The organism is Prevotella lacticifex, assembly GCF_019973375.1.
Classification (GTDB): domain Bacteria; phylum Bacteroidota; class Bacteroidia; order Bacteroidales; family Bacteroidaceae; genus Prevotella; species Prevotella lacticifex.
This window is the reverse complement of sequence record NZ_BPTV01000001.1, coordinates 671,705-693,287: the sequence shown is the minus strand read 5'-3', so window position 1 is coordinate 693,287 and position 21,583 is coordinate 671,705. Positions and strand designations below refer to the sequence as shown.

Below are 21,583 nucleotides of genomic sequence, written 5' to 3'. Positions count from 1 at the left end.
TCTCCGTCTCCGTTTATATGCCGCCAAAGATGTTATGCCGCTTGCAGCCTTCGACGAAATTTTCCTCCTCATCGTCAAATCCGAGGCCTGTACGCTCATCGAAGTGGTGACTGCCCTGTTGTTTCGGGTCGGTGGGAATAACGAACCGGTCGTTGTAGTCGGCAATGGCTAAAAGCCGATACATATCGTCATATTGAGCGGCGGTGAGCCCAATAGCCTCAGGGACAGATGGTTGGTCATCGCCGTCGACAGTCTTCCGCCGCATATATTCACGCAGGGCCACAAGCTTTGCCAGTGCCTCACGGATGGGCTGCGGGTCGCCGGCCGTCAGCAGATTAGCGAAATACTGAGCCGGAATGCGCATCTCATCGACCTTGGCAAAGTAGTCCATCTCCCCGGCGGCAGCATCGGCAGGGCCTTTCTGCTCCTCAGCTGCCACCTCTTCGACCTTCGGGCTCATAGCCGGAACGTACCAGACCATAGGCAGCGTGCGGTATTCGGGGTGCAGAGGGAACGCTATGGCCCACTCTTTCATAAGCTTATAGACCGGACTCTTCTGTGCGGCCATAATGTAGTTATGGCTTATTCCCTGCCGTTCGGCCTCAACAACGACCTCCGGGTCGTTGGGATCGAGAATCATTTCGCGTTGGCAACGGACCAAATCACGCTCGTCGGCGGCCGCATACTCGTCGATTTTCTCGCTGTCGTAGAGTATAACACCGAGATAACGCATGCGCCCTACACACGTCTCACTGCACACCGTGGGCTGTCCGTCCTCAATACGGGGATAGCAGAAAACGCATTTCTCGCTCTTCATCCGCTTGTAGTTGAAGTAAATCTTCTTGTACGGACAGGCCGATATACACTGGCGCCAGCCGCGGCAGCGGTCCTGATTGATAAGAACCACGCCGTCCTTGCGCTTGTAGATAGCCCCCGACGAACAACTCGGGATGCAGGCCGGATGCAGACAGTGCTCGCAGAGGCGCGGAACGTAGAGCATAAATGTCCGCTCAAACTCGGCAAAGCCTTGTGTGTCAATATCATGAAGATTCGGATCACTCTTTCGCTGGTCGAAAGTCCCGGCGAGATCATCCTCCCAGTTCGGTCCATCCTGAACCTTATCCATTTGCTTACCGGTAATCATCGAGAAAGGCCGCGCCGACGGTGGTGTCTTCATCCGGCGCTTTCCTTTCAGCGAGGAGAAATCGAAGGTGAAGGGCTCGTAATAGTCCTCGACCTGCGGCAGATAGGGATTGGAGAACAGTTGCGACATCACTCTCGGGCGGTTGCCAAGGCGCAGTTCCGTGCTGCCGTCCTTGCGCCTGACCCATCCGCCACGATATTTCTCCTGATTCTCCCAGGTTTTCGGATAACCGGGGCCGGGTTTCGTCTCTACATTATTCCACCATGCATACTCCAACCCCCTGCGCGATGTCCAGACATTCTTGCATGTCACCGAGCATGTATGGCATCCTATGCACTTGTCCAGGTTGAGGACCATTGCTATCTGTGATTTGATCTTCATCTTATTCCCATTTTACATTGTCAACTTTTCTCAACAGCACATACTCATCGCGGTTAGCGCCTATCGTACCGTAATAGTTCAGACTGTACGACAGTTGCGCATAACCGCCGATCATGTGCGTTGGCTTAGGGCAAAGCCGTGAGATTGAATTATGTATACCGCCGCGGTTACCCGTCAATGGGCTCAGCGGCACGTTGACGGTACGTCCTTGGTTATGATACATATAGAGCGCGCCCTCAGGTATACGCTGGCTGACACAGGCACGGGCCATGGCCGATCCGTTGTCGTTGATGACCTCCACCCAGTCGTTATCGGCGATACCAAGCTTGGCAGCGTCGCTCTCGCTCATCCAAATTACGGGGCCTCCGCGTCCCAAGGTGAGCATCAGCAGATTATCATTCCACGACGAGTGGATTGTCCACTTGTTGTGGGGAGTGAGCAGGTTCAAGGCAAGGGTCTCGTCCTTAATATTCAACCGCTCCTTGAGATTATTTATTTCCTTCTTCGCCAATGGCGGCTTATACCCCACCAACGACTCGCCGAAGGCACGCATCCAGGGGTGATCCTGATAGAAGCTCTGCCGTCCCGTGACCGTCCGCCATGGGATGAGATAATGAATATTGGTGTAGTTGGCTGTATATTCCGTCGTTTTGTTGTTGATTCCCGACCATATCGGTGTAGGCAACGACAGTCGCGGCTGAACGACGAGATCCTTATAGGTGTATTTTGTCTTGCCAAAATCAGCCGTAAGTGGCTCAGCTAAAGGCAGTCCGACGCTCTTCTCCAGGGCTTTCCACGCCCTGTAGCCGGCATCGCCATTGCTCGTCGGGTCGAGGGTGAGCACGGCATCGCAGGCTTGCGTAGCCTCCTCTATCAGCGGCATGCCATGACTTATGCCTTCGGCGCGGTCGACGCCATTCATCGCCTTCAGCTCGTCATACTCCTTAACGGCCTGCCAGCCAATGCCTTTACCGCCGATACCCTTGTCGCGGACATTCGGTCCGACAGTCGTAAACTGGCGGTAGATATCGGGATAATCGCGCGTCACGACGACAAGATTGCCCATATTCCGACCCGGCTGCGGCATCTCACCGGTCTCTTTCCAGTCGTCGACGGCCAACGGCTCACTGATTTCGCCCGTACTGTCGTGGGCCAACGGGGTGTAGACGACATCTTTTTCGTGGCCGAGATGGCCTACGCTCATCTTTGAGAAGACCTTCGACAGCTCACGGAAGATGTCCCAGTCGGTGCGACTCTCCCATACGGGGTCGACAGCCTTACTGAACGGATGAAGGAAGGGGTGCATATCAGTGGACGAGATGTCCTCCTTCTCATACCATGTTGCAGCTGGCAGCACGATATCGGCGAAGATACTCGACTGCGTCATCCTGTAGTCGATATTCACGACGAGGTCGAGTTTGCCGACAGTATCCTCGCTGTGCCATTTCTCGTATTTCGGCAACGGCTGTCCGCACTGCTCAAGATTCTGTCCGAGAACATTATTCTGCGCACCGAGGAGGTGCTTCATGAAGAATTCCATGCCCTTCGCCGAGCAGCCGATAAGATTGGCACGCCAGATGAAAAGCACCTTCGGACTGTTCCCGCGGGCATCAAGATCTTCGGCCGCGAGAGCCAGTTTATTCTCGTGGAGCTCCCGACAGACATAGTCTTTCTCGCTCATACCGGCTTTGGCGGCCTCACGGCACAAGTCGAGCGAGTTGCGGTTGAACTCCGGCGACGACGGCAGCCAGCCCATACGCTGGCTTTTGATGTTGCAGTCGAGGAGCGTAAGTCCTTTCCACCGGTTCTTATCGGCTAACGGCGAAAGCTGCTCATCGACAGTCACTTTCTCATATCGCCACTGGTCGGCGTGCTCGTAGATATAGCTTACCGTGTTCATGTGGCGCGGCGGACGCTTCCAGTCGAGGGCGAAAGCCATCTGGGCCCATCCGGCCTGCGGCCGCACTTTCTCCTGACCAACATAATGGCTCCATCCGCCACCGTTGACACCGAGAGTTCCGCAGAGCATAAGCATATTGATGGCTGCGCGGTATGTCATATCCGTATTATACCACTGGTTGACACCGGCACCAATGATTATCATGCTCTTTCCACGCGTTTTCTCAGCCGTAGAGGCAAAAGCGCGCGCCGTAGCGATAACTTTCTCAGCCTTGACACCCGTAATCTGTTCCTGCCACTTAGGGGTATAGGGCAGATCATCGTCGTAACTCTTGGCACAGTTGTCGTCGCCGAGGCCACGGTCGATGCCATAATGGGCCATCAGCAGGTCGAAAACGTTGGCACAATAAGCCACTCCGTCCTTCGTCTCCACCTTTACGACGGGAATCTTATGCTCTATGATATCCGGATGCCGGGTGGCATCGAAATGTGGATTCTTATAGTCGGCACCTCCGAAGTAAGGGTCGAGCAGCGTCACCACCTCGTCACGGTGGTCGATGAGCGACAGCCGTGGCGTGAAAGACTTGCCCGTACGCACATCCTCACACTTCAGATTCCACCGGCCTTCGTTGTTCCAGCGGCTGCCGATACTGCCGTTCGGCGTGACGAGCTCGCCCGACACGTCATCAACGGTTATCGGATACCACTCGGCTTTCGTCTTTACGCCGAAGTCGTCCTTGAGGTCGGAGGCCCGCAGGAGCATGCCCGCGGCATAACGTCCGTCACCGGCATCCTCTAATTTCACGAGGAAAGGCAGATCTGTAAATTTCCTTACATATTCATCGAAATACGGCACCGTGCGGTCACGGTAAAACTCCTTGAGGATGACGTGCCCCATTGCCATGCCCAAAGCCGAGTCGGTACCCTGCTTGGGAGCCATCCACACATCGGCGAACTTCGACGCATCGCTGTAGTCGGGCGACACGACAGCCACCTGGGTTCCCTTGTAGCGCACCTGCGTGTAGAACGGCGAATCGGGTGTTCGCGTCGTCGGAACATTGCTGCCCCACAGCAACAGGAACGAGGAGTTGAACCAGTCGGCACTCTCCGGGACATCGGTCTGCTCGCCCCACGTCTGCGGTGACGACGGCGGGAGGTCGCAATAGAAATCGTAGAAGCTCAGACAGGCACCGCCTAACAGACTCAGATAGCGGGTGCCGGAGGCGTAGCTGAGCATGGAGAAGGCCGGAATGGGCGTAAAGCCCACTAAGCGGTCGGGACCGAACTTCTTAATTGTGTAGATATTGCTGGCGGCAATAATCTGCAGGGCCGTCGGCCAGTCGAGGCGGACAAAGCCGCCGAGACCGCGCACCGCCTTATATTTCTTCCTTTTCTGCTCGTCGTCGACAATCGACGCCCATGCCTCCACGGGGTCGTGGTGCTGGGCCAGTGCCGCCTCCCAGAGGTCGAGGAGTTCCTTTCGTATCATCGGGTGCTTCACGCGACCGGAGTTATACAGATACCAACTGTAGCTGGCACCGCGCGGACAGCCACGCGGCTCATGGTTAGGCAGTCCGGGGCGCGTAGCAGGATAGTCGGTCTGCTGCATCTCCCAGGTGACGATACCCTTCTTAACGAAGATACGCCACGAGCACGAACCGGTACAGTTCACGCCGTGAGTGGACCGCACCTCCTTGTCGTGAGCCCAACGCGTGCGGTAGAAATGCTCCCACTCCTCGTTGGTCACGTTCTTCCTATTGATGAAGTATTTCAGATTGCTAAATATCGTATTCATATCATGATGTTCAAAACAGTGTCATTACTTCTTGCGAATCATCCCAAAGTAGTTGATAATCATCACCAGAAGGGCGAAGAATGTAAAGAGCAGGAATCCCAGTCCGTAGCCATACTGCGGCGAGACGTCGACAAGACGGCCCATCAGCGGCGGGAATACGAAGCCGCCGAAGGCTCCCAAGCCTCCCACCCAGCCGTTGGCACCACCCACACCCTCGCTGACATACACCGGGACGAGTTTCATTGTGGCACCGTTGTTAAAGCCGAAGGCCACCGAGATGAGCAGGCTGACGACAAAGGTAGCGCCCCACCCCATCGGGATATTCATAAGAATGCCGGCGACGGCCAACAGGGCGAGGGCACCCATTGATACCTTTTCGCCGCCGATACGGTCGGAGAGCTTTCCGCCGGGCACACGCAGCAGCGCGGCGAGGATGGAGAATACGGCCGTAAGACCGCCGGCAAGCATCGGGTCCAGACCCATAGCTTTCTTCCAGAAAGTCGGGAACCACGCCGTCAGGGCCATGAAACCGCCGAAGGTAGTGAAGTAGCAGAGCACGAGCATCCACGTTTGTGGTATCTTGGCCGAAATCTTCAGACTCGTCGCCGCACTGCCCTTGGGGAAGAGCTCCTGTCCGCAGGCCAGAGCGTTGTCCCTCGCCGTAGCCTCGTCCTTTCCGGCTTTAAGGAACTGGAAATACGGGGGGTTGGCCCCCAACCATATATACAGTATTAGACCGAGGAACATCACAGCCGTCAGAATATAGTAAGCGGCCTTGAAACCGAAGTGCTGGAGCAGTATCGGCAGGACAAAGGCAAGGATGCCGGCCGAGGTGGTGCCCAGTCCACCGTAAATACCTGAGGCATAGCCTTGTCGGCTCTTGGCGAACCAATAGTTCGACTGTGACGCACCGACGGAGAAAGTGGCTATGCCGCAGCCCGCAAGACAGCCGAGGGCGAGGACCACAGGATAGAGTCCTTTCATGCTGCCCGGAGTCTCAACAGGATAGACCGTGAAGAGGAAACTCAGCGCGGCGAGGCCCACGACGGCGGCTGCCAAGAGGAAGAGAAAGCCGCGACGACCGCCATTGCTGTCAACCATGGCACCGAAAGGTATGCGGAGCAGCGATCCCGTCAGCGACGGCACCGAGACGAGCAGACCTAACTCAGTGGCTCCCAAGCCCATAGCGGCACCGAGATTAGTACTCGTTGGACCGAACAGCGAGATGGCCATCACGCCGAAGAAGAAGCCTATCGTAGCTCCCCAGAGAGCGGAGGATGGCGTTCCTTTAAGTTTAAATTGCGATTGTCCCATTATTTCAATTTAGGTGTTTTCGTTAAATATTATTTAGTTATGGTTCATCTCAAATCACCCGGACGATTGACATTGCACAGCATCTCGTCCGTGGTGCTATATATATAATGTGTATCCAAAGCGTCGAGCAGACCTTTCACGCTGTACCGTCCGTCGTTAATCCTCTGGCGGAGCACCGTCAGCGCATCGCGCTCAACGAGCAGGGGGAAGGGCGAAATACTGTCGTCCGACCGCCTCCGCCACGCCACGGCATGCGGAAGGCTTTTTCCCCTACCATCGTCCGCAGGCCCGGCCTCATCGATCATCATGCTGAGGGCATCGCTGTCGACATAGGGCATGTCGCAGGTCACGACAAGGAGCCACGGCGTAGTGCACCGCTCCAGCAGGGTCTCGAGTCCACCCAACGGACCACAGTCGGTGAGTTCGTCCTCAACAATCTCCAGTCCGAGAAATTCATACGACGAGGCGTTGACATGGCTGGCACTGACGACGACCTCGTCGCAGACGGACCGCAGCAGTCGGGCGGCACGTGCGATGAGCGTCTCACCGCCGTAATAGAACAGAGCCTTGTTGCTTCCGAACCGGCTGCTGTGGCCACCGGCCAAGATTGCGGCGGAGAGCATCGTCCCTGAAGTCGTTACAGCTTTGTCCATTGCACGGTGGTCAGCCCACGATAAGCGTCAGGGCCACAGCCACAGCGAATGCGGGAACAGCCAAACGCGACTCCCACAGCGCGACAGCAGGGTTAGCCTTAAACCGCGGACGGAAGGAGAATGCCTGACAGAAAATGGCCATCATGGCTCCCTCGAGGAGGATATACATTGCCGGATGCAGCACACCGCCCTCAACACCGGGGAGGAGGAAGTCGGCCAATTTGATGACTGCGGCCACAACGGCGGTGAGCATCACAGCCACAGAGCCCTTGCCCGAGCGTCCGGCTGCGGAGAGCATGCAGAAGATGCCGAAAGCAAAAAGGATATTTGATGTGCCGTGATGGAGCTGGGTGGCATGGAGAGCCCATCCTATCGTGGCCTCAATAATGCCCCAAATGCTGCCCCAGAACAGAATAGCGAAAAAGATGCTTAATTTAGATTTCATAGATAAATTGTTTTAAGATGCCCCAAAGTTACGAATAAAACACGTAAGATGCAAGCAGTTTGCCGTTTTTTATCGAAGAAAATACGTGCAAACATTATTAATAGTGGGCGCAGAACGCAGTGAGAATCGGCCAATGCGCTTGCTGCGAGCGAGTTGTTTTCGTCCGTCACGGCATGGATTCTCCCGTTTAATACGATGCTTGCTGATGGTCACAAGGGTCCAAACGCCACAACCGCACAAATTTCGCTTGTCCGTGAATCTGCGGTATCTGCAGTGTCTGCGTGTCGAATATACTTCTCACGCTGAACCTACTGATTACACAGATATTCTGTTTTCTCCACGCCAATCAACTGAAGATCTATTTATGAAAAATCTTAACACGATTACAATATGTACCGTTTAGCACTCTCAAACGGACCGTTTGGCATTGCGAAACAGTCCGTTTCAGCGTCCCAAACAGTCCGTTTCGCAACGCCAAACGGACTGTTTTGCTATCTCCATGAGTAACAGCCAGTTACAGAGCCAATTTTAGTCTCATTCGGTTTTGAAATATCCTTACAACTATTATTACTCCTGCATCATCTTTTCCGCCTCGTTCCAAGTGCGCAATTCATCCACTGAATCTCACAATACATTCATTCGTCACACAAGAAACGCAATGGGGCACACGGAGGAACGATGGTTAAATAATCATAAAAAGGAGGCTGTTGCGTAATCATCCTATCCTCAGTTAATATAAATTGTGTACCTTTGCAGCCGCGATTGCGTACTGAGACTTAGAAGGTTCGCAGCCGGCGGATGTGTGAATAGCCGTGTCTCTGGCCGGACACGATGGTTCGTGAATCACCGCCACAAGCATTCAGGGATAATGCTGGATGGTCTCTTTTAGACTGGAGGCGCCGTGAAGGTCCCTGTTTTTCGCACAGATATCTTTTATAAAAACGTTTTTAAAGTAGTATTATTAAATCTTTATGGACACTTTAAGTTACAAGACTATTTCCGTCAACAAGGAAACAGCTAATAAAGAGTGGGTCATCGTCGACGCCACCGACCAGATTGTGGGCCGTCTGTGCTCAAAGGTTGCCAAGCTGCTCCGCGGAAAGTACAAACCATCATTCACTCCTCATGTAGACTGCGGCGACAACGTTATCATCGTCAACGCAGCAAAGGTCGTCTTCTCCGGAAAGAAGGAGACCGACAAGGTCTACACCCGTTATACCGGTTATCCTGGTGGCCAGCGTTTCAACACTCCTGCCGACCTCCGCACTCGCAAGGGCGGTATCGACAAGATGATTCGCCACGCTGTCAAGGGCATGCTGCCCAAGGGTTCCCTCGGCCGTAAGCTGATGGACAACCTCTATGTTATTGAGGGCGCAGAGCTCGGTGGACTCGAGGCTCAGAAGCCTAAGAAGATTGATATTAACCAGTATAAATAATAGGAAATAACGATGGAAACAATCAATGCAATCGGTCGCCGCAAGAGTGCTGTAGCACGTGTCTACCTCACTGAGGGCACCGGCAAAATCACAATAAACAAGAGAGACTTCGAAAAGTACTTCCCATCAGCAATCCTGCGCTACGTCGTAAAGCAGCCTCTGCAGCTCCTCGGCGTTGAGGGTCAGTACGATATCAAGGCAAACCTCGACGGTGGCGGTTTCACCGGTCAGAGCCAGGCTCTGCGCCTCGCCATCGCACGTGCTCTCGTGAAAATCAACGCTGAAGACAAGAAGCAGCTCAAGGACGCTGGATTCCTCACTCGCGACAGCCGTGCTGTTGAGCGTAAGAAGCCAGGACAGCCGAAGGCTCGCCGTCACTTCCAGTTCAGTAAGCGTTAATCGCAGTTTAGCATCTAAATCCCTGGGACGCACTGTGCTTACCCTGGGACTGATTCTGAACGGCAACAGCCCCATCGGCGTTGCGTTTAGCCGGACAACGAATCCGGCAACAAGAATTAACAAGAAAGTAAACAAACAAAACAAAAGAAAGAAAAAATGTCAAGAACAACATTTGACCAGTTATTACAGGCAGGTTGCCACTTCGGCCACCTCAAGCGCAAGTGGAACCCCGCAATGGCTCCTTACATCTTCATGGAGCGCAACGGTATTCACATCATCGACCTTCACAAGACCGTCGCTAAAATCGACGAGGCTGCCGAGGCTCTCAAGGGCATCGCTAAGCAGGGCAAGAAGATCCTCTTCGTCGCTACAAAGAAGCAGGCTAAGGACATCGTTGCCGAGAAGGCCGCAAGCGTGAACATGCCATACGTCATCGAGCGTTGGGCCGGTGGTACACTGACAAACTTCCCGACAATCCGCAAGGCTGTCAAGAAGATGACCAACATCGACAAGATGATGAACGACGGTACATTCTCAAACCTCTCAAAGCGCGAGCTGCTCCAGATCAGCCGCCAGCGCGCTAAGCTCGAGAAGAACCTCGGCTCTATCGCCGACCTGAACCGTCTGCCGTCAGCACTCTTCGTCGTCGACGTCCTCAAGGAGCACATCGCCGTCAAGGAGGCTAACCGTCTGGGTATCCCTGTCTTCGCTATCGTCGACACCAACTCTGACCCACGCAACATCGACTACGTCATCCCTGCCAACGACGACGCCAAGGATTCTCTCGAGGTAATCCTCACAGCTTGCTGCGACGCTATCGCCGAGGGTCTCGAGGAGCGCAAGGCTGAGAAGGCTGACGAGAAGGCTGCTGCTGAGCAGGCTGAGGAGGCTCCACGCCGCGCTGCCCGCCGCGCCCGCAAGGCCGACGACGCACCGAAGGCTGAGGAGGCACCGAAGGCTGAGGAAGCTCCAAAGGCTGAGTAATAACATCAATTTCTAATTCTTAACAATACAGAAAATATGGCTGTTTCAATTGCAGATATCAAAAAACTGCGCGCAATGACCGGTGCAGGTCTTGCTGATGTCAAAAAGGCACTTACAGAGGCTGACGGCGACTTCCCAAAGGCTCAGGAGATTCTCCGCGAGCGTGGTCTGGCCATCGCAGCTAAGCGTTCCGACCGTGAGACCAGCAATGGCGTTGTGCTCGTAAAGAAAGTTCCTGGCTTCGCAGCAATGGTTGCCGTGAAGTGCGAGACCGACTTCGTTGCCGCTGGTAAGGACTTCATCGCCCTGGTACAGGAGATCCTCGATGCTATCATCGAGAAGCGCCCGAAGAACCTCGATGAGGTTAAGGCTCTGACACTCGCTAACGGCGACGACGCAGAGACCGCTGTAAAACGCCGCTCGGGTATCACCGGTGAGAAGATGGAAATCGATGGATACAACTTCATCGAGGGCGACAATATCTCCATCTACGACCACATGGGCAAGCACACCCTCGCTACAATGGTCCAGCTCAACAAGGAGAACGAGGACGCTGCACACAAGGTAGCCATGCAGGTCGCTGCCATGAAGCCGGTAGCTCTCGACGAGGCCTCTGTTCCTCAGGAAGTTAAGGACGAGGAGCTCAAGGTAGCTATCGAGAAGACTAAGGAGGAGCAGGTTCAGCGCCAGGTCAACGGTGCGCTGAAGAAGGCCGGCATCAACCCGAACCTTGTCGACTCGCCGGAGCATATCGAGTCGAACGTAGCAAAGAACTGGCTCACCCAGGAGGATGCTGACAAGGCTAAGGACATCATCGCCAAGACTCAGGCTGAGGCTGCTGGCAAGCTCAACGAGAACATGATTCAGAACATCGCCAAGGGCCGTATGAACAAGTTCTTCAAGGAGAACTGTCTCGTCGACCAGGAGTTCCAGTTCGCTGATGAGGCTGATGGAAAGATTTCCGTCAACGATTGGCTGAAGAAGCAGGACAAGGATCTGAAGATTGTCAACTACAAGCGCTTCACCCTCGCTGCTGAGTAATCGCAGAATAGCATTACAACTCTTATAATGGGCAGTTACCGTATGGTAGCTGCCCTTTTTTATTGTAGTCACGACATTAGCGTATTTCAAACGTGACAGAGATTCGGTCTTACGACCGACCGGACGGCTATAAAGGCCGCCCCTGCAAATGGATAGGTGCTGTTCGTAATCTCTCGCCAAGCCGCCAAGACCGCAACGATTCCGCGAAAGAATTTTTATGTTCCTTGGCGTATCCTTTGCGGGCTTTGCGCCTTTGCGAGGAGATTTTCCTCTCTTTGCCACCACCAGCCTTAACGGGGATGAATCGCCAAATACCCCGGAATAAGCGAGCGATAGCGAGTGCAGTCCGGGGAAAAAGAATGCAGACAGCTATACATTCAGTGCCTCGAAGACGCACAATAGCACGTTGTGCGCCTTTACCTTTGCCATTGACATTCATGCGCGTTCCGCTATTCAACCTCTTCGAGGCTGGTCATAAATCTATATTTCCACTTTCCACCCAAGACTGCGGTCGCTGCGCTCCCTTAGTCAGGGGTTACTGAAGATTAAGCCCCGTCGGGGCTTTACGTTGGCAGAGAACAACGTAAATAAGGTATAATCAATTGAATATCAAGTGGGGGCGGGGCTTTACGGTGACAGAGAATAACCTATCCTCGTTCCCGTCTGAAAATGCCAAAGCAATAATAACAGTATAAAGATTTATATTTCCTCTCACCGTGGTCCCACGAAAAACACTCAATGCTCCAGCTGGGGAGAAAAAAAATCGCGTTAGCGCAGCTACGGCTAATCCCGATGATTATCAGGCGGCTACATCATATTTAGGAAAGAAGAAGATGTGACCGTCTGAAAAATTTCTTGCGAAAAACTTGCAATCGGGGGAAAAATTTTGTATCTTTGCATAAAGGAAAGCGAAGAGCTACGGACAAGAATCCTAAGTTTGTAGCCAGCTAACGTTTTCCTCTTCCCAATAATTTCTACGGAAACACTAAAAACAAAAGAAAGAAGGAGAGGTGCCGGAAAGTACCTGCGTCGTTGCATTGTAAATCAATCATCGACACAGACAATTATCATCCTTTATTAACACGTCACATACGATGTGAGAATTACTTCAATGGGCCACACAAAGGCTCATGAGAACTTCACTAATATACTGCTGCGGTGGACGATTGTTACCTTTATGGAGCCACGACAGACGGGATGAAGAACAAAATACCGGCATTTTCTTTGAGATAACAACCGAAAACACTAACTTTGTGCATAAATACGAATAATATGAAGATATTTTGCTTAGGAATGAACTACCCGCAGCACAATAAATCGCTGCACGGAACGTTAATGAAACCGGAGGAGCCTGTCATCTTCTGCAAGACCGACTCGGCGCTGCTGAAGAACGGAAAGCCATTCTTCATCCCCGACGACTTGGGGCGGATAGAGTATGAAGGTGAGCTCGTGGTGAGGATTTGCCGCCTCGGCAAGTCAGTGCCCGTGCGCTTCGCCAACCGCTACTACGACGCATTCACCGTCGGTGTCGACTTCACGGCGCGCGAGTTGCAGGCACGGCTCAGGGCTAAGGGGTTGCCGTGGGAGCGCAGCAAGAGCTTCGACAACTCGGCTGTCATCGGCGAATGGGTTGACAAGGACAAACTGCCTGAGGTCAACCGACTGCGGTTCCGTCTCGACATCAACGGCAATACGGTGCAGGAGGGTTGCGGAGCCGACATGTTCTTCTCTATCGACGAGACAATAAGTTTCATCAGCCGGTGGTTTACGCTCAAGACCGGCGACCTTCTCTTCACGGGTTGTCCCGCCGGCTGTGGTCCGGTAAGTCCCGACGACCATATCGAGGGATACATTGAAGAGAGAAAAGTTACGAATTTCTGGTGTAAATGAAAGGAAAAACATTACATATTATATTAACGGCAATATGCTTGTTGGCTGCTGTGGCGGCTCACGGACAGTCGCAGCGGTTCTTCAACCTCACCGTTGACGACATAGAGATCGACTCTATGCTGCCGGAGTTCACCTATTCGATACCTTTGGGAAAGAACTATGCCGACTCCACCTACAACCTGGAGATACGCTATCCTGAGTTTATCGAGATGAACAGCCACGACATTGAGCTGTACAACAAGGTCAGCGGTGCTCCCCTACCCGCCCTTCCGCAGATAACGAAACGCATCGTCGTCGACAGAAAGAACGGTAGCATGGAGTTTGCACTGACGCCTATCGTGGAGCGCAACGGGAAGAAAGAATTTCTCGTGAGTTTCATGATTGCCATCACGGCGAAGGCCAAGAAGAGCGCATCAAAGACTCGGCGGCTGCCATCTTCGGTAAGCACGGGAGCAAAAGCATCATCTGCCAACGGCTCAGTCTCGGCGGCATCGCGCTATGCCGCCCACAGCAAGTTGGCGTCGGGACGATGGGTGAAGATCCGCGTTCCTTCCGACGGCATATACCAGCTCACCGATGCTTTCATACAAAGGTGCGGGTTCAGTGACCCGTCGAAGGTACGAATCTTCGGCTACGGCGGGCACTTGGAGAACGAGACCCTCAACGGCGACGACCTGAAGAAGTACGACGACGTGCCCGAGGTGGCCACATGCACCGTCGGCGGCCGACGGCTGTTCTATGGTCGCGGACCCGTAAGCTGGGCTTCGGCGACGGCAACGGTGCGCACACAGAATCCGTATTCGTCATACGGTTATTACTTTCTAAGCGATATCGACGGCGAGGCCCTCACCGTCGACAGCGCAACGTTCATGAGCGACGAGTACGTCCACGACAACGACTATCACGCCATCCACGAGGTCGACAACTATGCCTGGTATCAGGGAGGACGCAAACTGTTCGAGAACGACCCCATTGAGGCCGGATCGTCGCGCACCTACACCTTCGCAAGTCCAGCCGGAGCAAAGAAAGCTGTGGCGGCAATGAACGTCACTGCCGGCACAAGATCGTACTTCACGGTGACCATCAACGGCAAGAGCGGATCCCTACAGTCGATATTGCCGGGACAGTACGACCGTGGCAACGAGAGGAGTCTGACGCAGAATATTGACAGCGTATGTGCCACCGACAGCATAACCATCGCCTGCAACAGTGGCGGGCCACTGCGCCTCGACTACATCTGCATGACCTACGACCAGCCGCGGCCGGTGCCATCGCTCACGACAACCGCGTTCGCCACGCCCGAATATGTCTACGGAATAACCAATCAGGACCACCATGCCGACGCCAACGCCGACATGATAATCATCATCCCCACGAGTCAGAAGCTCCTCGCCCAGGCACAGCGCTTAGCTGCCTACCACGAGCAGCACGACTCGATGACGGTGAGGATAGTTCCAGCCGATGAGCTGTACAACGAGTTCTCGAGTGGCACACCCGACGCCGGAGCCTACCGCCGCTACCTGAAGATGATGTACGACCGCGCCACCGACGACAAGGAGCTGCCCAAGCACCTACTGCTCTTCGGCGACTGTTTGTGGGACAACCGCATGCTCACTACCGACACACGGGGCCTCAACCCCGATGACTACCTCCTCTGCTACGAGAGCGAGAACTCCTACAGCCTCGTCTACTGCTATGTCGACGATGGATGGTTCACACTCCTCGACGACGGTGAGGGTGGCAGCAACACGTCGATAACCCGCACCGACAAGGAGGATATGGGTGTGGGAAGATTCCCCGTAACCACCGCTACCGACGCTAAGGTGCTCGTCGACAAGGTCATCAACTACGAGAACAACAGCAACGCCGGCGGATGGCAGAACACGATAATGTTCCTTGGCGACGACGGAAACAACAATCTGCACATGACAGACGCCAACCGTGCCGCCGACCAGACATCGGCACTGTATCCCGGCTACGTCATCAAGAAGGTCATGTGGGACGCCTACAAGCGAGTGTCCACCTCAACGGGAAATTCCTACCCCGACGCGTCGGAGATAATAAAGAAACAGCAGGCTGCCGGAGCACTGATCATCGACTATGCCGGTCATGGATCGGAGACGCAGATTTCGCACGAGGCCGTACTGCGGCTGAAGGATTTTGCATCATTTACGAACACGAATCTTCCGTTGTGGGTGACGGCGAGCTGCGATATCATGCCCTTCGACGGTACCGTGGAGAATATCGGCGAGACCGCAATGCTCAACAGCAACGGTGGTTCCGTGGCCTTCTTCGGCACCACACGGACCGTGTTTGCCCAGGACAACACTCCTCTCAACATCGCATTCATGAAGTATGTGCTGAGCTTGAAGGACGGAAAGCCGATAACCCTCGGTGAGGCTCAGCGCCTGACGAAGAACCAGATGATTACCGGGCGCGAGGACCTCAGCCAGAACAAGCTCCAATACTCGCTGCTCGGCGACCCGGCCATGTCGCTGAACCTGCCAACGCAGACAGTTGTCATCGACTCCATCAACGGCACAAGTACCACGGGCGAGACGCTCGCCGTGCTCCGCGCTGGATCTGTCTGTAAGGTCAGCGGACACATCGAGAAAGGCGGTCAGACCGACAACAGCTTCAACGGTCTGTTAGCCATCACCGTACGCGACACCCGCGAGCTCATCACCTGCCGTCTGAACAGCAAAGAGGACACGGAGTCGGCATTCAAATTCTACGACCGCACAAAGAATATCTACAACGGCAATGACAGCATCCGCGACGGAAAATTCAGCCTCCTCTTCGCCGTTCCACGCGATATCAACTACTCCGACGGTACGGGGCTGATGAACCTCTATGCCGTCAACAACAGCCATACGGCCATCGCCAACGGCTACACGGAGCAGTTTCTCGTCAATGGCTCCGACACTATAGCCAACGACTCCATCGGTCCGTCGATATACTGTTATCTCAACAGTCCGTCGTTCGTCAACGGCGACAACGTTAATACCACCCCCTACTTTGTGGCAAACGTCAGCGACAAGAACGGCATCAACGCCGCCGGAACGGGCATCGGCCACAATATGGAACTCATTATCGACGGCGACATGACGAAGACTTACGACCTCAACGACAACTTCTCGTTCGACTTCGGCAGCTACACCAAGGGATCCACGTTCTACAACATCCCCGAGCTGAGCGAAGGAAGGCACCAGCTGCTCTTCAGGGTGTGGGACATACTTAACAACTGCAACACAGCGAGACTCGACTTCAACGTCGTGAAGGGGCTGAGCCCACAGATCAGTAATATCAACGTAACGAACAATCCCGCCACAACGTCGACGACATTCATCGTCCAGCACAACTTTGCGGGCTCTAACGTTGACGTCATCATCGATGTCTTCGACATGAGCGGCCGTCTGCTGTGGCAGAACGCCTCAAGCGGAGTATCGACCGGTAACACCTTCACCGTCGACTGGAATCTCACCACACAGAGCGGAGGACGGCTGCCTACCGGTGTCTACCTCTACCGCGTGCGCCTCAGTTCCGGCGGCAGCAAGAGAGTGTCGAAGGCCAAGAAACTGATTATATTGAACAATAATTAAGAACCGACAGCGTTAGTAAGGATAACGATTCGAAACAATAGGAAACGACAAATGAAAATAGACCACATCAGAATATGCGCATTCTCCGTTCTTGCCATGGGAGCACTGACAGCGCAGGCACAGGAGAAGCGCGACATGTTCAACCCGGAGAAGACGGAGGTGACCTCGCAGACCATCGCGCCGGACGCACGGGCAGGAGGAATGGGTGACACCGGAGCCGCTACCGACCCTGATGTCAACTCACAGTACTGGAATCCGGCCAAATACCCGTTCACCATCAGTAGGGCCGGTGTAGCACTCAACTACACACCGTGGCTCCGGCAACTCGTCAACGACATCGACCTCGCCTATCTTGCAGGTTACTACCGCATCGGCGACTATAGTGCCGTGAGTGCCTCGCTGCGCTATTTCTCCTTAGGAGAAGTGCAGGCCTCCTCGTCGCAGAGCGGCAACTACGACCTGACCGTCAACCCTTATGAGATGTCGGTCGATGTGGCCTACTCGCTGATGCTCAGTGAGACATTCTCAATAGCGGCTGCAGTGAGATGGATATACTCCGATCTGAAATACGATTACACCGAGGATTCGAAACCGGGGTCTGCCTTCGCTGCCGATATCGCAGCCTACTATCAGAACTACATCAACATCGGAAGTCGCGAATGCCAGTTGGGACTCGGTCTGAACATCTCAAATATAGGTTCAAAAATCACTATGGGCACCGACGACCGCAGTGAGTTCATACCGACGAACATGCGTCTTGGAGCCTCGCTGATGGTACCTATCGACGAATACAACAAGTTCAGCATCTCAGCCGATGCCAACAAACTCCTCGTTCCTACATATCCACAACAAGAGGACGGCGAGTCGACAGAGGCTTACCAGGATCGCGTCCAGAAAGACTACTACGACGTGTCGAGTATTGCCGGAATCTTCAAGAGTTTCGGCGATGCCCCCGGCGGATTCAAGGAGGAGCTGCAGGAAGTGCGGTGGAGTGTCGGTGGTGAGTACACCTACAACGACCGGTTCAGCGTCAGGGCCGGCTACCACCACGAGAGTGAGAACAAAGGTAACCGCAAATACTTCACTGTCGGAGCTGGATTCAAGATGAATGTATTCTCCCTCGATGCAGGATACGTCATTGCCACAGCCAAGAGCAATCCTCTCGACCAGACACTGCGTTTCACACTTTCGTTCGATATGGACGGAATCAAGGATTTGTTCCATAGAAGATAATGGCTAAAGTCATTAAGGAATAAATCCTATACTTGCAAGACAACAGCACCGTACATAAGCTGCGCTGTTGTCTTGCAAGCGTTTTCTTCGTTTAAAATCGCCGTGATGCCAACGGGCAAACACCCTGATTTTATAATCTTTGGCGGTCAACAACCACACTAAACAATATTCAACACACATAACAATGGAAAACAACACTGACAACAATAGTAGCAACAGCCCGCTACTGCCATTCCGCGTAGGGATGGGATACGACGTACATAAGCTCGTAGAGGGCCGAGACCTCATCCTCGGAGGAATAAAAATCGACAACGACCGCGGACTCCTCGGCCACAGCGACGCCGACGTTCTCATCCATGCCATCAGCGACGCTCTGCTCGGAGCCGCCAACATGCGCGACATTGGCTATCACTTTCCCGACACCTCGGACGCTACCCTCAACATGGACTCGAAGATTATCCTCCGTAAGGTCGTCGACCTCATTGCCACAAAGGGCTATATGGTGGGCAATATCGACGCCACGGTATGTGCCGAGCACCCGAAACTAAACCCTCACATCCCCGCAATGCAGGAGTGTCTGGCCAAAGTGATGGGCTGCGACGCTGATGCTGTATCCATAAAGGCAACAACCACCGAGCACCTTGGATTCACCGGCCGCGAGGAAGGTATCTCCGCTTATGCTGTGGCGATGATAATCCGCAAATAAACCGGTAAATATTACGACGAGGAAGCGACGAAGGCCGTACACCGTCGGTGGCGATGAACCGCCGACGACAAAAGCCCGCACCAACCACCTCAGTTAGTATCGTCTAAGGCGCACAAGAAAGTAACAATACAGCGACAAAAGCCCGCGCCGACCGTCTCAGTTCGTATTGTATAAGGAAGTGCAATAGCTATAGAAATAGAAAACGCTGAAACTCTCACGAGCCCCAGCGTTTAAGCCTATGTTTAACTAAAAATCCTTTTCAAATCGAACTTCAGTCTCACGACCTCGGTTGTCATCCTTATACGAATCTGTTAAACTTCTACCTTAAAATAAAATAACTAAAAACCTAAATCTATTACTACTAACCTAAACAATCTATTAACCTTTTGACGATGCAAAGGTACTACTAATTTCTCGTCGGACAATAACTTTAACCGATTTTTTATAACTATTTCATACTTTATTGACCCAAATCAAGGTCTTTTAACCAAATGTGCACGTACACAATGATTATTTTCTCAATTTTCTTGTCAGATGAATCATTTTGCATTACCTTTGTATTAGTTATAAGCACAGGACTATGAGAGTACTTATCATCAACACCTCAGAGAAGACAGGCGGTGCCGCTGTAGCCTCCAACCGCCTGATGAACGCCCTGAACAACAACGGCGTGAAAGCGCGCATGCTCGTGCGCGACAAGGAGACCGACGAGATAACGGTATCGCCGGTAGGTCATCCGTGGAAAGCCCAGTGGGCATTCCTTTGGGAACGACTGTGCATATTCCTACACCTCCACCTCAAGCGCAAGCATCTCTTCGAGATCGACATCGCCAACGCCGGTGTCGATGTCACCCACAGCCGCTACTTCAAGGAGGCCGACGTCATCCACCTCGAATGGATAAACCAGGGAATGCTGTCGCTGAGGGGAATCAGAAAGATTCTTGACAGCGGCAAGCCAGTAGTATGGACGATGCACGACCTATGGCCCGCTACGGCAATATGCCACTACGCCCGCGGATGCAAGCGCTACATGGCATCGTGCCACGACTGTCAGCTGCTACCCGGTGGAGGCAGCAACCGTGACCTCTCATCGAAGGTATGGCGGAAGAAGCACAAGACCATCAGCGGCCACACCATCCACTTCGTGGCTTGCAGCAAATGGCTGCAGAGGCAGGCTGCTGCCAGCGGTCTCTTCCGTCACCAGACCGTCACAGCCATTCCGAACCCTATCAACACGCACGTCTTCTGCCCTGCAAGCAAGGAGGAGGCTCGCAAGCGGCTCGGCCTGCCAGTCGACAAGCGCGTGATTCTCTTCGTATCGCAGAAAGTCACCGACGAGCGCAAAGGCATGAAATACTTCATTGAGGCTCTCGACAAGATGGCGGCCAACGACCCGTCGGCAACGGCGACAACAGTCGTGGCCATCCTCGGAGGGCACGGTGAGGAGATTGCCGGCAAGCTCAACTTCACCGCCTACCCCTTGGGCTACATCGCCGACGAGAGGGCCATCGCCGACGTATACAACAGTGCTGATGTCTTTGTGCTTCCGTCGCTCGAGGACAACCTCCCGAACACCATTATGGAGGCCATGGCCTGTGGTGTGCCCTGCGTGGGATTCAACGTAGGAGGAATTCCGGAGATGATAGACCACGGAAAGACCGGGTACGTGGCTAAGGAACGCGACACCGACGACCTCGCCAAAGGCATCGACTGGGCCATCGACGCAAGCCGCAAGAGCGAGCTGTCGGCCAATGCCGTCAGCAAGGTGCAGCGCTGCTATTCCGAGCACGCTGTGGCAATGAAGTACATCGATGTCTACAGCGACGCCCTGGCTCAAAGGGGTTATAACATATAAACCGACAACTCTACAATATGAAGATAACAATAATAACGATAACATACAACGCGGCGGCAGTGGTGCGGCCGACCCTCGATTCCGTTTTCCGACAAGCCCACAACGACGTCGAGCACTGGATAATCGACGGGGCCTCGACCGACGACACCCTACAGATTGTCGAGGAATACAAACGCCACGACGACAGCACAGAGAACGGCCACGAGGTGAAGATACTGTCGGAACCCGACAAGGGCATCTACTACGCCATGAACAAAGGCCTCGAGCGTGCCACCGGCGACTATGTACTCTTTCTCAATGCCGGCGACACATTGGCATCCGGCAATACCCTCGACGAGGTATGTGCCAGCGTCGGCGACGGCGAGAAGCTGCCGGCGGTCATCTATGGCGATACCGACATCGTCGATGCCAATCACAACTTCATCCGCCACCGCCGTCTCGCACCACCGGAGCGCCTCACGTGGCGGTCATTCCGTCATGGCATGTTGGTTTGTCACCAGGCTTTCTATGCCCTACGCGACATTGCCAAAGATATACCCTACGACACCCGCTACCGTCATTCGGCCGATGTCGACTGGTGCATAAAGGTCCTGAAGGAGGGCAAACGACGCCGTCTGCCCAACCGCCGTGTACATGCCGTCGTTGCAGATTTCCTCGATGGTGGGGATACGACGCAGAACCACCGCGACTCGCTGAAAGAGCGTTTCGACGTTATGCGCCACCATTATGGTCTGATAACGACCGTAGCCATGCACGCGTGGTTCGTAGTACGTGGATTTATAAAAAAATAGAGCAAAGAGGAAGTA

General features: G+C 53.8%; 15 protein-coding genes. 10 read left to right on the top strand and 5 right to left on the bottom strand.

The annotated features are described in order from the left end of the window. Positions 1–13: 13 nt before the first annotated feature. From narH to LDN30_RS02430, 5 genes are read right to left on the bottom strand one after another with little or no spacing between them, the layout of a single operon-like run. Positions 14–1,525, bottom strand: a complete 1,512-nt coding sequence (gene narH / locus LDN30_RS02450) for a nitrate reductase subunit beta (protein ID WP_223928640.1) — start codon at positions 1,523–1,525, stop codon at positions 14–16. Position 1,526: 1 nt separating this feature from the next. After that, on the bottom strand, positions 1,527–5,219 hold the full coding sequence (locus tag LDN30_RS02445; protein WP_223928639.1) for a nitrate reductase subunit alpha: 3,693 nt from the start codon (positions 5,217–5,219) through the stop codon (positions 1,527–1,529). A 24-nt stretch (positions 5,220–5,243) separates the two neighbouring features. Beyond that, positions 5,244–6,533, bottom strand: coding sequence for an MFS transporter (locus LDN30_RS02440; protein WP_223928638.1), 1,290 nt, complete (start codon positions 6,531–6,533; stop codon positions 5,244–5,246). A 44-nt stretch (positions 6,534–6,577) separates the two neighbouring features. Further along, complete coding sequence (gene mobA / locus LDN30_RS02435; protein ID WP_223928637.1) at positions 6,578–7,186, bottom strand: molybdenum cofactor guanylyltransferase; 609 nt, start codon at positions 7,184–7,186, stop codon at positions 6,578–6,580. Between the two features lie 10 nt (positions 7,187–7,196). Continuing rightward, positions 7,197–7,631: a hypothetical protein gene (locus tag LDN30_RS02430; RefSeq protein WP_223928636.1), complete on the bottom strand. Its 435-nt coding sequence runs from the start codon at positions 7,629–7,631 to the stop codon at positions 7,197–7,199. 971 nt (positions 7,632–8,602) lie between these two features. Between LDN30_RS02430 and rplM the strand changes: the two genes are divergently transcribed. From rplM to LDN30_RS02380, 10 genes are all read left to right on the top strand, one after another. After that, positions 8,603–9,067 (top strand): 50S ribosomal protein L13, encoded by a 465-nt coding sequence (gene rplM, locus LDN30_RS02425; RefSeq protein WP_223925053.1) that lies wholly within the window; start codon positions 8,603–8,605, stop codon positions 9,065–9,067. Positions 9,068–9,079: 12 nt separating this feature from the next. Beyond that, positions 9,080–9,466: a 30S ribosomal protein S9 gene (gene rpsI / locus LDN30_RS02420; RefSeq protein WP_223925051.1), complete on the top strand. Its 387-nt coding sequence runs from the start codon at positions 9,080–9,082 to the stop codon at positions 9,464–9,466. 156 nt (positions 9,467–9,622) lie between these two features. Next, positions 9,623–10,450, top strand: a complete 828-nt coding sequence (gene rpsB, locus LDN30_RS02415) for a 30S ribosomal protein S2 (protein ID WP_223928635.1) — start codon at positions 9,623–9,625, stop codon at positions 10,448–10,450. Positions 10,451–10,486: 36 nt separating this feature from the next. After that, positions 10,487–11,491, top strand: coding sequence for a translation elongation factor Ts (tsf, locus tag LDN30_RS02410; RefSeq protein ID WP_223928634.1), 1,005 nt, complete (start codon positions 10,487–10,489; stop codon positions 11,489–11,491). A 1,272-nt stretch (positions 11,492–12,763) separates the two neighbouring features. Next, positions 12,764–13,381 carry a fumarylacetoacetate hydrolase family protein gene (locus tag LDN30_RS02405; protein ID WP_223928633.1) on the top strand — a complete coding sequence of 206 codons (618 nt, stop codon included), beginning with the start codon at positions 12,764–12,766 and terminating at the stop codon, positions 13,379–13,381. After that, positions 13,378–16,983 carry a type IX secretion system sortase PorU gene (gene porU / locus LDN30_RS02400; RefSeq protein WP_223928632.1) on the top strand — a complete coding sequence of 1,202 codons (3,606 nt, stop codon included), beginning with the start codon at positions 13,378–13,380 and terminating at the stop codon, positions 16,981–16,983. The genes LDN30_RS02405 and porU overlap by 4 nt, the downstream gene beginning before the upstream one ends. Positions 16,984–17,079: 96 nt before the next feature. Continuing rightward, positions 17,080–18,216, top strand: coding sequence for a type IX secretion system outer membrane channel protein PorV (gene porV / locus LDN30_RS02395; protein WP_373316520.1), 1,137 nt, complete (start codon positions 17,080–17,082; stop codon positions 18,214–18,216). A gap of 184 nt (positions 18,217–18,400) precedes the next feature. After that, positions 18,401–18,922 (top strand): 2-C-methyl-D-erythritol 2,4-cyclodiphosphate synthase, encoded by a 522-nt coding sequence (ispF, locus tag LDN30_RS02390; protein ID WP_223928630.1) that lies wholly within the window; start codon positions 18,401–18,403, stop codon positions 18,920–18,922. A 580-nt stretch (positions 18,923–19,502) separates the two neighbouring features. Further along, positions 19,503–20,777 (top strand): glycosyltransferase family 4 protein, encoded by a 1,275-nt coding sequence (locus LDN30_RS02385; protein WP_223925037.1) that lies wholly within the window; start codon positions 19,503–19,505, stop codon positions 20,775–20,777. A 17-nt stretch (positions 20,778–20,794) separates the two neighbouring features. Next, entirely contained in the window at positions 20,795–21,568 is a 774-nt protein-coding gene (locus tag LDN30_RS02380; RefSeq protein WP_223928629.1) for a glycosyltransferase family 2 protein, read from the top strand. Positions 21,569–21,583: the final 15 nt, after the last annotated feature.

Coding starts and splice junctions, on each gene's coding strand:
- narH (WP_223928640.1), bottom strand. CDS start 1,525: ATGAAGATCAAATCACAGATAGCAATGGTCCTCAACCTGGACAAGTGC.
- LDN30_RS02445 (WP_223928639.1), bottom strand. CDS start 5,219: ATGAATACGATATTTAGCAATCTGAAATACTTCATCAATAGGAAGAAC.
- LDN30_RS02440 (WP_223928638.1), bottom strand. CDS start 6,533: ATGGGACAATCGCAATTTAAACTTAAAGGAACGCCATCCTCCGCTCTC.
- mobA (WP_223928637.1), bottom strand. CDS start 7,186: ATGGACAAAGCTGTAACGACTTCAGGGACGATGCTCTCCGCCGCAATC.
- LDN30_RS02430 (WP_223928636.1), bottom strand. CDS start 7,631: ATGAAATCTAAATTAAGCATCTTTTTCGCTATTCTGTTCTGGGGCAGC.
- rplM (WP_223925053.1), top strand. CDS start 8,603: ATGGACACTTTAAGTTACAAGACTATTTCCGTCAACAAGGAAACAGCT.
- rpsI (WP_223925051.1), top strand. CDS start 9,080: ATGGAAACAATCAATGCAATCGGTCGCCGCAAGAGTGCTGTAGCACGT.
- rpsB (WP_223928635.1), top strand. CDS start 9,623: ATGTCAAGAACAACATTTGACCAGTTATTACAGGCAGGTTGCCACTTC.
- tsf (WP_223928634.1), top strand. CDS start 10,487: ATGGCTGTTTCAATTGCAGATATCAAAAAACTGCGCGCAATGACCGGT.
- LDN30_RS02405 (WP_223928633.1), top strand. CDS start 12,764: ATGAAGATATTTTGCTTAGGAATGAACTACCCGCAGCACAATAAATCG.
- porU (WP_223928632.1), top strand. CDS start 13,378: ATGAAAGGAAAAACATTACATATTATATTAACGGCAATATGCTTGTTG.
- porV (WP_373316520.1), top strand. CDS start 17,080: ATGGGAGCACTGACAGCGCAGGCACAGGAGAAGCGCGACATGTTCAAC.
- ispF (WP_223928630.1), top strand. CDS start 18,401: ATGGAAAACAACACTGACAACAATAGTAGCAACAGCCCGCTACTGCCA.
- LDN30_RS02385 (WP_223925037.1), top strand. CDS start 19,503: ATGAGAGTACTTATCATCAACACCTCAGAGAAGACAGGCGGTGCCGCT.
- LDN30_RS02380 (WP_223928629.1), top strand. CDS start 20,795: ATGAAGATAACAATAATAACGATAACATACAACGCGGCGGCAGTGGTG.